Source organism: Treponema sp., from assembly GCF_051883275.1.
Classification (GTDB): domain Bacteria; phylum Spirochaetota; class Spirochaetia; order Treponematales; family Treponemataceae; genus Treponema_D.
This window is the reverse complement of the sequence record NZ_JBJETK010000037.1, coordinates 1-11168: the sequence shown is the minus strand read 5'-3', so window position 1 is coordinate 11168 and position 11168 is coordinate 1. Positions and strand designations below refer to the sequence as shown.

At 36.2% G+C, this 11168-nt stretch carries 9 protein-coding genes; 5 read left to right on the top strand and 4 right to left on the bottom strand.

Features of this window, described 5'->3' with window-relative positions:
* The coding region (locus ACI4L0_RS05560) for a Wzz/FepE/Etk N-terminal domain-containing protein (RefSeq protein ID WP_439799176.1) at nt 1-783 on the bottom strand (783 nt) is incomplete at its 3' end.
* 50 nt (nt 784-833) lie between these two features.
* Nucleotides 834-2591, bottom strand: a complete 1758-nt coding sequence (lepB, locus tag ACI4L0_RS05555) for a signal peptidase I (protein ID WP_439799175.1) — start codon at nt 2589-2591, stop codon at nt 834-836.
* Between the two features lie 233 nt (nt 2592-2824).
* Here lepB and ACI4L0_RS05550 point away from each other — a divergent pair, with 233 nt between their 5' ends.
* Entirely contained in the window at nt 2825-3313 is a 489-nt protein-coding gene (locus ACI4L0_RS05550) for a prolyl-tRNA synthetase associated domain-containing protein (RefSeq protein WP_439799174.1), read from the top strand.
* A gap of 73 nt (nt 3314-3386) precedes the next feature.
* Nucleotides 3387-3875 (top strand): HD domain-containing protein, encoded by a 489-nt coding sequence (locus ACI4L0_RS05545; RefSeq protein ID WP_439799173.1) that lies wholly within the window; start codon nt 3387-3389, stop codon nt 3873-3875.
* A 142-nt stretch (nt 3876-4017) separates the two neighbouring features.
* Here the strand turns inward: ACI4L0_RS05545 and ACI4L0_RS05540 are convergent, their stop codons facing one another.
* Nucleotides 4018-4341 (bottom strand): helix-turn-helix domain-containing protein, encoded by a 324-nt coding sequence (locus ACI4L0_RS05540; protein WP_439799172.1) that lies wholly within the window; start codon nt 4339-4341, stop codon nt 4018-4020.
* A 131-nt stretch (nt 4342-4472) separates the two neighbouring features.
* Here ACI4L0_RS05540 and ACI4L0_RS05535 point away from each other — a divergent pair, with 131 nt between their 5' ends.
* The 3 genes from ACI4L0_RS05535 to ACI4L0_RS05525 are packed head-to-tail and all read left to right on the top strand — an operon-like array spanning nt 4473 to nt 10213.
* Nucleotides 4473-5702: a CDP-glycerol glycerophosphotransferase family protein gene (locus ACI4L0_RS05535; RefSeq protein WP_439799171.1), complete on the top strand. Its 1230-nt coding sequence runs from the start codon at nt 4473-4475 to the stop codon at nt 5700-5702.
* On the top strand, nt 5690-7501 hold the full coding sequence (locus ACI4L0_RS05530) for an aminotransferase class I/II-fold pyridoxal phosphate-dependent enzyme (RefSeq protein ID WP_439799170.1): 1812 nt from the start codon (nt 5690-5692) through the stop codon (nt 7499-7501). Before ACI4L0_RS05535 ends, ACI4L0_RS05530 begins: the two co-directional genes overlap by 13 nt.
* Nucleotides 7502-7510: 9 nt before the next feature.
* Nucleotides 7511-10213 (top strand): YidC/Oxa1 family membrane protein insertase, encoded by a 2703-nt coding sequence (locus ACI4L0_RS05525; RefSeq protein WP_439799169.1) that lies wholly within the window; start codon nt 7511-7513, stop codon nt 10211-10213.
* Nucleotides 10214-10429: 216 nt separating this feature from the next.
* On the opposite strand, the gene ACI4L0_RS05520 is transcribed toward ACI4L0_RS05525, so the two are convergent.
* Entirely contained in the window at nt 10430-11092 is a 663-nt protein-coding gene (locus tag ACI4L0_RS05520; protein ID WP_439799168.1) for a TetR family transcriptional regulator, read from the bottom strand.
* Nucleotides 11093-11168: the final 76 nt, after the last annotated feature.

The following is an 11168-nucleotide window of genomic DNA, read 5'->3' as shown; positions in this document are numbered from 1 at the left end:
AATCGCGGTGTGCTTAATCGCGGTGTGCTTAATCGCGGTGTTTAATAATAGAGGATCAGAAACAAAGCCTTTATGGGTTGCCTTGAAATTCTTTATGTCCTCCGAAATTTCAGAACAATTCACGGAAAGTGATATTGTCTGATACTTTTTTTGATTCGTCTTTGACTTTAAAGCAGTGTTATCAATTTTCTGCCAGACAACAGGAAGCGACAAATTTCCGTACTGCGCCAAAATTGAATCAGCATTTTTTTCAATGGAAAGAATTTCACGCATGAGTGTGTTTTCCAGATATAAATTCGTGCTTTCTACAAGACAGTTCATAAAGGTTTCAGTCGATTCCTTTTTTTCAGAAGAAATTCTAAACTTAACCAAGATTCCACCGCCTGAAACAGCAGACTCATCGACCGAAAAATCACCGCCTGAAACAGCCTGCACAACATCATCAAAAAGCTGCAAACTGCCCTGACATTCAGCAATCACAACAGGATCCTGCATATACATAACAGCGGACTGAAGAATATCGAATCCAGTCATATTATAAACACTTAACGGTAGATATTCCGTTTTCAAGCCATAGGACACATTAACTGAATTTGAAACAAACGGAACATCAACATTCTTAGCCGAAGAAGAAAAAACTTTAGGCACAGCAAAAAAACAGACAAGCGAAATAAAAACAGATGCAAGCGTTCCTATAACAATCATCTTGCGGTAGCGGACAAGCACTGCAAACAAATCAATCAACGAAATCTCATCATCATTATTCTTTTCAATTTCTTCCATAATAATTCCATACTATCATTTATTTTCTTTAAAAACAATCTACCGAAACTTCAGCGGAACAGACCGTTTTCAGGAATTCCAATGCGGCTCAACGGCCAGAATCTGAAACAGGCTTTTCCAAGCATCCGGCTTCTGTTCACATACTGAGGCGCAATGTTCGTATAATATGTCACAGACATAGAATCCTGCGGCGAAAGCGGAGAGAGAATCTGCTCGTAGCTGTGCCTCATATCAAGGGAATTATAGCGGTTGTCGCCCATCATGAAATAGCAGTTTTCGGGAATATACTGCGGATTTCCCGCGCTGTCATTGGCAGGGAAAACAGGCATATTCCTTAAATCAAGCTGAAGAATATAGCTGCAAAGTGCGCTTGCCTCCTCAAGAAATTCTGCGCGGACAGAATCCGACTGCCATTTTGAAACAGAAATTTCCGCGGAAAGCAGAGCCGCATTTCTGACTAGAAGCCGTCCGAACAAAAGCTTTGTCATCACATTCAGCCTAAAGCATGAGTCCTGATACACATCAGTTTCAGAGTTCTCAGGAAAAGCTCCGCCACGATGCCAGCTGTTCAAAAACGAATCCACCCACTCAGCTCCGTTTCTTGCAGTCAAAAGCGTAATGGTCGCATTGTTTATATTTGAAAAAAGATTGTACACAAACAGGTCGCGCGCAGAAAAAATACTGCCGACATCTCCCTGCACATTTTCCCTGGGGCGAACATACTTTGCAAATTCAGCGGCAAGCAGCTCACACTCATTGCGCGCACTCTCAAGGTCAAGATTTCTGCGCTGCTCTTCAATTTCCAAAACCGACTGCGCCTGCTGCTCAGAAAGCGGAATCATCTGAATTTTTGATTTCATCTTGGAAGGAAGCGGATTCAAATTCCAGGCGGCCCATGATGAGTCCTGCTCAACCGGCTTGAATTCCGTATCATTTTTTGTACGCGCATAAAGAGTTCCGTCAAGCATATAAATCTGCTCGCCCGGAACAGCGGCAACACGCTTTACAAGAGGATCGGCCTTTATTTCTCCGTGCTCATCGGTGTTTGTCTTTAAAAGTGTAAGGCTGCACATATAAATGAACTGGCTGAAAAAAGTCTTCACTTCATTTTTCCTGTCGCTGCCATAATGAGGATTACGGAACACAACAATGTCGCCCCTCTTGTAATCCTGAAGATACGGAAGCCCTGCGCTGCTCAACGGAAACTTAGGACCGGCCAAAGTCTTGAGAACAACAACCCTGTCCTTTACAAGAAAAGTCGGAACCATGCTTTCAGAAGGAATTTCGTACAGCTGAAAAATAAAAATATTCAAAAGCATGATTGTAAAAACCGCCTGAAAAAGAGCATCCAGCCACTCAAGAAGCTCAACCGCAACACGCTTTATTCCGCGCGATTTTTTAGAAGGATTCGCGGCAAGATAATCAGCCCATCCGGAATCAAGGCGAGCAATTCTTTTTTCAGAAATAAAATACTGAAGCGCAACAGACAGCACAAGCAAAGCCGTCCAGACAAGCGCGCACAAAAAATCAAAGGCAGCAGGAAAGCCGTATCTTCCAGCGCGCTGAACAACAAACGCCGTGATAAAAACAAAAGGCTCATACTGAAAAACCCTGCGAACCATATTCAGATGCCTGACAGAATTTTTTTTCAAAAGCTCTATATATGAAGAAAAATAAAGCAAAACTGAAAATCCCGCAGCAACAGGAAATGCAGCAACCGAAATATCCTTATGAACATACAGGCACAAAGCTGAAAACAAAACAGCCAATGCCATATTAAGCTTTAAAACAAACCGAAACTTACTCATACCGCAATTCTATCATAAAAAAACAGATGTTGCTACATTACACAAGTTCCGCCCGAACAAGCCAGGTCTTTTGAACATTATCCTGACAGTCAAATTTATCTTTTACCCGTAATCAAAAATCCGGCATATATTTCTAAAAGTTTCACGAATGTACTGTTATCACTTGAAAAATATGGCAAAGTGTTTATTATAGGTGAACATTAGTACAAAAGAAGGGAAAAAGGATATTTCATATGGAAGAAATTTTGCAAGTTTTAAATGAACTGAACATTCCCTTTGAAATTCAGGAGCACAAAGCGATTTTCTCGGAAAAGGATTGCAACGATGTGGTAGTTTCTCTTGAAGGAATTGAAGTAAAAAATCTTTTTTTAAAAGACAAAAACCAGAATTACGCTCTTGTGAGTATGGCCCTGCATAAAAAGGCTGACCTGAAAAAAATTGCGGCCGCTTTCGGTTATGGTCGCCTGAGTTTCTGTAATTCCGATGAACTGATGAAATATCTTAACATCACGCCGGGTTCTGTAACTCCGCTGTGCATTATGTTTGACAGGGAGCGTGCCGTAAACGTGCTGTTCGACGAAAATTTTGAAGGCAAAAAAGTGATTGTTCATCCGCTTCGGAATACTGCTTCAGTAAGCATCAGCTTTGATGATTTAAAAAGATTTACGGAACATTTTTCTCATAAATATCTGGTGGCGGATGTTTATAAAGATGAAGACTAAAAAAATGATGCTTGATTTTCAGGCGTCTTATTTTTAGACTTCGCTTAAATAAATTCAGATTGCAGGAAAAAATATGAACTTGAACGATTTTTTGAAACAGATTTTCGATTACGACCCGGATGGAGCGAACATTCATCATCTTATGGCGGTTCACGGTTACAGCAGGTTGATTGCGCAGATGGAGAATGTGGACGAACACACGCTTTTGATAACTGAACTGGCGGCGTATCTTCACGATATCGGGGTTAAAATCAGCAAAGAAAAATACGGAAATTCCCAGCCGGCGCACCAGGAAGCAGAAGGTCCGGCTATTGCACGAAAATTCCTTGAACCGCTCAGCCTTTCTGAAAAAGATGTTGACAGAATTTGTTATATTATTGCTCATCATCACACTTACAGCGCGATTGACGGCATTGATTTTCAAATTCTTGTAGAAGCCGACTTTATCGTAAATGTGATGGAAGGTTACTGCAATCGGGAAAGTGTTCCTCAAATGAAGAAAAATGTTTTTAAAACTGACAGCGGAAAGTATTTACTGGAAAAAATGTTCGGAAGCGTGTAACTCAAGTGCCCGCTTGCGAGCTTACAGCGTGAGGGACTGCTTGCAGCCCCGACTATCCTTGCCGCTGGATGACAAGTTCTTTTTGGTTCTGCCTGGTTACGAAAGAGTTTGGAAGAAGTTTTCACTTGCTCCTTTTGTATTTTTAGTTTGAAAACTTTATAACGGTCTCATCTATTTCAAAAGAAATTTTTTGTTTTAATTCATTAGCAATTTGTATTAATTTTTGATTAGAAGTACTTTTCTCAGAAATATCAGGATTCTCAAGAAATAACTGGTATGGCATTAAGTGTAAAACATCAAGAATATTTTGAATAACATCAGGAGATGGGAAATTCTTTCCATTTTCCACTGCATTTAAGTAGTTTGGGCTTAAATTTATTTTTTCAGAAAAAGCGAGTTGAGAAAATCCTGCTTCAGTTCTATAGAAACGTAAGTTTTTTATAAATACTTCCTGAAAATGAGTCATGCATAATATTATGACAGACAAAGCATTACAAATAATCAATCCAATACAATAGAATAATTGTAATACAGTTGTTTTCCTACGGTATTTCTGTTAATATTACTCTAAAACAGTAATGGTTAGAGGTTAGACAAATGTTTCTGTACATTGATCCCGGTACGGGAAGTATGCTATTTTCAATTTTGATTGGTGTTATAAGTACGCTAGTTTTTGTGGGAAGGAAGATATTTTTAAAATTAAAGTTTGTACTAAGCGGCGGAAAATCAGAAAAAATCAATAACACAAAGATTCCATATTTGATTTTTTCAGACCATAAACGATATTGGAATGTTTTTAAGCCGATTTGTGATGAATTCGAAGAGCGAAAAATTAATTTAGTTTATTGGACTTCTAGCCCAGATGATCCTGCCCTTGTTGAAAAATATGAATATATAAAAACGGAATTTATTGGAGAGGGAAACAAAGCTTTTGCACGATTGAATATATTAAATGCAGGTATTGTTCTTTCCACTACACCAGGACTTGATGTTTTACAATGGAAACGAAGTAAAACAGTTGATAGGTATGTTCATATTCTGCACGCAGTTGATGATCCTGCAAGTTACCGTATGTTCGGTCTTGATTTTTATGATTCTGTTTTGCTTTCTGGTTCATATCAGATAGAACAGATAAGATATCTTGAAAATAAACGAAACCTTAAAGAAAAAGAATTGGCTATAGTCGGATGTCCTTATATGGATATTATGAATAACCGCTTAAAAAAGGTTTCAAGAAAATCTGAAGATAAAATTACAGTCCTTTTAGCACCTTCCTGGGGAGCAAGTGGAATACTTGCAAAATACGGGGAAAAGATTTTGGATGCACTTATTGCAACAGGGTTTAGAATTATAGTTCGTCCCCATCCTCAAACTTTGATTTCTGAAAAGAATTTAATAGAACCTCTGATAAAGAAATATGTTGAAACTGATATTTTTACTTGGAATTATGATAACGACAATTTTGATGTTCTAAACAGTGCTGATATTCTCATTACAGATTTCTCCGGAATAATCTTTGATTATTCTCTTATCTTTGATCGTCCTCTTATTTATGCAGACACTTCTTTTGATACATCACCTTATGATGCTGCATGGCTTGAACAGCCAATGTGGAAGTTTAAAGTCTTGCCAAAACTTGGTGTAAAACTTGAGGAATCACAGTTTTCGGATATGAAAACTTTCATTGAAAATACAATTAATAATGAAGAATTGAAATCAGGCAGAGATATAGCAAGAAAAACTGCTTGGGAAAATATCGGAAAATCCGCAGAGTTCACTGCAGATTATATGATTAAGACGTATGAGGAGACAAAATGCAAAGCATAATATTGGCCGCTGGAATGGGAAGCCGACTTGGTTCTCTAACAGCAGATAATACAAAATGTATGGTTAAAGTGAATGAAGTTACCCTTATAGAAAGGCTGCTTCATCAGCTTGAAAAACTCAACCTTTCAAAAATTGTAATTGTGACTGGTTACAAAGGCGAGAAACTTCAGAATTACATAAATGCAATGGGAATTAAGACAGAGATTGTTTTTGTTGATAACCCTGTTTATGATAAAACAAACAATATTTATTCTCTTTATCTTGCTCGAGATTATCTTTTAAATGAAGATACAATGCTTTTTGAGTCTGATATTATTTTTGATGATAATATCATAAAGTCTTTATATACAGACAAAAGAGAAACTCTTGCTGTTGTAGCTAAATATGAAAGCTGGATGGACGGAACTGTTGTTCGCCTTTCTGATGATGATGAAATCCTTGATGTTATTCCTGGTAAAGATTTTAATTATTCAGAAAGAGAACATTATTTTAAAACTGTGAACGTTTACAAATTCAGTAAAACATATTCAGAGCAGTATTATGTGCCATTTTTGGAAGCATATATTCACGCTGTTGGAAACAATGTTTATTATGAAAATGTTTTGCGTATTTTGACAATGCTGGATAATACAGGCATTCACGCGATGAGGTTGAATGGTGAAAAATGGTATGAAATAGATGATATTCAAGATTTGGAAATCGCTTCAACTTTATTTGCTGATACAGAATTAAAAACAGAGATGTTCCAGCATGCATACGGTGGTTATTGGCGTTATCCAAGGTTGCTAGATTTTTGCTATCTTGTAAACCCTTATTATCCACCTAAAAAAATGGTCGAAGAAATGAAGGCAAGCTTTGCCGAGCTTTTGACACAGTATCCATCTGGAATGGCTAGAAACAGTCTTCTCGCTTCAAAGAATTTCAGTATTGAACAAAATCATATAGTAATAGGTAACGGTGCTACCGAACTTATAAAATCTCTTCTTTCGTATCTAAGTGAAAATGGAAAATGTGGTTTTATTCGTCCAACTTTTGAAGAATATCCAAACCGCTGTAAAAAAGAAAATGCTGTAATCATGAATGTTTCTTATCCAGATTTTTCCTATTCGGCTAAGGATGTAATAACTTTTTTTACTGAGCATAAGGTAAAATCTTTGTTTTTGATAAATCCTGATAATCCTTCTGGTAATTATATTTCAAAAAATGAGGTTTTAAAGATTGCAGACTGGGCTGAAAAAGAAAATGTTCGGCTTGTGGTTGATGAGAGTTTTGCAGATTTTGCAGACGAAGAAAATAATACAATTATTGCAGAAGAAGTTTTGAGAAAAAATCCGAATTTGATTGTTGTAAAGAGCATTTCTAAATCTTACGGTGTTTCAGGTTTAAGACTTGGAGTGCTTGCAAGTTTTGATACAAATTTGATTTCTTTTATGAAGAAGGAAGTTGCAATTTGGAATATAAATTCATTTGGAGAATTTTATATGCAGATTGCTGGCAAATATAAGAAAGATTATGTAACAGCTCTTAGTAAATACCGTACAGAGAGAAGTCGTTTTATTTCAGAATTAAAAAATGTCTCTTATTTGCGTGTGATTCCAACTCAGGCAAATTTTGTGATGTGCGAGGTTCTTGGAATGACATCTAAAGAGCTTACGGAACGATTACTAAGAGAAAATGAGATTTTTATTAAAGATCTTTCCACAAAAATTAACGATGGAAAGCAGTATATTCGTCTTGCAATTAGAAATGGAGTCGATAATGAGAGAATTATCGATGCTTTAACCGCTTTTGAAAAATAGGATAAAAAAATGACTTCGATTTTATATAACATTATTATTTCACCAATAGAGCTTGTTGTAGAAATTGTTTTTGAATTTATGTTTGGGCTTGTTGGTTTGCGGCAAACAAATCAGGGCTTAGCAGTAATAGGCGTAAGTCTTGTAATAAGTCTGCTGACATTGCCATTATATCATAGAGCCGATGCTGTTCAGCAAAAGCAACGCGATATTCAAAATGCAATGTCTTATTGGATAAATCATATAAAAAGGACATTTAAAGGCGATGAGCGTTTTATGATGCTGCAAACTTATTACAGAGAGAGTGGTTATAGTCCGCTTTCGGCTTTAAATGGTTCGATTTCTTTATTACTCGAAATTCCATTTTTTATTGCAGCGTATCATTTCCTTTCGCATCTTGAAGTCTTAAATGGAGCAAAATTCTCAATTATTTCCGATTTGGGAAAAGCTGATGAACTTATAAAAATTGGAAGTATATCATTAAATCTCCTGCCAATTTTAATGACAACAATAAACTGCATATCTGCTGCCATATACTTAAAAGGTTTTCCTTTAAAAGATAAATTGCAGACTTACGGAATGGCGTTGATTTTTCTTGTTTTGCTTTATAATTCTCCAAGTGGACTTGTTGTATATTGGACTTGTAATAACATCTTTTCACTTGTTAAGAATATTTTTTATAAGTTGAAGAATCCAAAGAAAATTTTATGCTTTGTTTGTGCGATATTAGGAACTCTTTTTACGGTGTTTATGTTTTCTACTGGAAAAGTTACATCAAAAAAGAAATTAGTGTTTATGATTTTCTTTCAAACTGTTGCACTTATTCCTTTGGTTTTATACTTTTTTAAAAAGTATGCAAATACAACAAAAAAGTCAGAAACAAATATTCAGAACAGCAAATCATCTGTGCTAATTTTTATACTCGCAGGAGTTTTTCTTGTAATTCTTACCGGAATATTGATACCTTCTGCTGTAATAGCAAGTTCTCCTGCAGAATTTGTTGATTTACAAAATTATAGAAATCCATTGCTTTTTCTTATTAATTCAACCTGTTATGCCATAGGATTCTTTTTGCTATGGGCCGGTATTATCCGTTATATGCTTCCAGACAACTCAAAACATATTTTTGATTGCCTAATGTGGATTATTGCAGGCGTCTTTTTGATTGATTATATGTGTTTTGGCAGAAGTTTAGGAAACCTGTCTTCATTACTAGTTTTTACAGACGGATTAAATATTTCAAAATTAGAAAAATTGATAAATCTTTGTGTAGTTTGTATTTTAGTTATAGTTCTTTCCGTCATTTTTAAATACAAAAAAATTATTCCTTTTGTGATTTCTATATCAACAATCTGTATTGGAATTGTATCAATTAATCAAATACATAATGCTCAAAAACAACTGTCAGATATGGCATATATAAAAGAAATGAAAACAGAATCAAAAGTGCAACCACTTTTTAGACTAACTAAGACAGGAAAAAATGTTATCGTTTTTATGCTAGATAAAGCTATTTCTGGTTATATTCCTTATTTATTTGAAGAAAAACCAGAATTAAAAGATCAATTTGCAGGATTTACTTATTATCCGAATACATTGTCGCATGGATTTTTTACAAATTTTGGAACACCAGAATTATTTGGTGGTTATGAATATACTCCAACTGAAATGAATAAACGTGATAACGAACCTCTTGTAGAAAAGCAGAATGAAGCATTAAAGGTTCTTCCTGTTTTATTCTACGAAAATGATTTTGAAGTTACTGTCATAGATCCACCTTATGCTGGTTATACATGGATTCCAGATCTTTCAATTTATGATGATTATCCTGATATAAAAAAATATATAGCCTCAGGAAGATTACAAAACAATGAACTTCTTTTTGATTCTAATTCTGAAGCTCTTTTACAAAATAACAGAAATTTTTTTTGTTATAGTATATTCAAATCAATCCCTCTTTTATTTGGTTCTATATTTTATTCTGGTGGAACATATTATAATTCAGTAAGGATAAAAAATTCTGGTTTTATAAAAGAGTATTCAATTTTGACTCTCCTTGCAAACTTAACAGAAGTTTCAAATGAAAAGAAAAATACTTGTTTGTTAATTCAGAATTCAACTACACATGAACCTTGTTTGTTGCAATTGCCAGACTATGAAATGAAACCTGAAATTAATAATACTGGTTATAAAACTGCTGCCGATGGTCATATAAAAATGGAAACCGAAATTCAGCAAAGTCATTATCATGCAAATATGGCTTCTTTAATGGCTCTGGGAAAATGGTTTGATTATATGCGTAATAATGAAGTTTATGATAATACCAGAATTATAATAGTTGCTGACCATGGGCGTGGACTTGGACAATTTGATAACATGTTGTTAAAAGACCCTGCAATTGATGTTGAATGGTGTAATCCGCTACTATTAGTAAAAGATTTTAATTCTAAAGATTTTACAATTTCCAATGAATTTATGACTAACGCAGATACACCTACACTTGCGTTAGAAAAATTAATTCAAAATCCTGTAAATCCATTTACTGGAAATGCTATAAATAATGATGAAAAAACTGCTCGTCCGCAAATTATAACTTCCTCCGGGCACTGGGATACAACAAAATACAATGGAACCACTTTTGATACTAGTGACGGGCATTGGTATTCTGTACATGATAATATTTTCAGAGAGGAAAATTGGGAAATGATAGAATAAAAATTTTGCGAGCCTACAGCGTAAGGGATAGTAAGGGCGGCGGAGCCGTTGCGGAGCAATGAAGATAGGTGCGAAGCACCTGACGTAACCCTGAATAGCCCAACCCGAAAAGCATTTTCAAACAGTTCCATCGCGAGTTTTTGGAGCATGGCGGAAAAAACTCGGTAAGCAACCGAAGGTTGCGACGCACGCCCAAAAAAATAATGTTGGAAAAAATCAGTTTTCGGTGGTGGTGGTGCGCCTTTCTTCCCAGTCAAGCCTCATAAGGACAAAATCTTTCATATCTGCATAGAAGTCCATTGTCGGGGGGTCGACGTTCAGGCGGTGGAGGGCTTCTTGTATGAGCGGGTTTTTGTAGCAGCTGATGGCGTTTGTGCTGGCGAACATCAGGATGTCAAGCTGGAGTTTGTAGGCGCTTTTTTGTGTGAGGTTCAGCATTGTGGCAAGGCGGCGGCAGAAGGTGTGGGCAAAATCGTAGTATTTTTTTTTGAACTGTGTAAGTCTTTCGACGGTGACGTTTGTTTCGACTATTGGATTTAAATATGATACGTAGCGAAGGTAGTCCTGATGGGCGTTTAGTATTCCGCTCCAGACTTCGGCTATTACGGTGGCTGAAAAATTGTTTCCTTCGGGGAATGCGGAAAGCAGCGACGAATAGTAGGCTGTCATTTTGTCGGATGAAATTTCCAGGAAAATCTCTTCTTTTGTGGTTACGTATTTGTAGAGGTTTGCGCGTGACCAGCCGAGTTTTTCTGCGATTGTTGTAAGCGTAATTTCGCCGTACGGTGCATTTTCAAACAGATTTTCTGCTGCGTTTTTTATTTCGTTGAGGCGTTCTTCTTTTTTTTCGTCGCTTCTTGCGCGTATGTATTCTGCCATTCCTTTATTATAGCGGAGTTTTTGGAATTGTTCAATAAATGACAGTGTGTTGCTAAAGATTGGGTTTGGTGTTGAT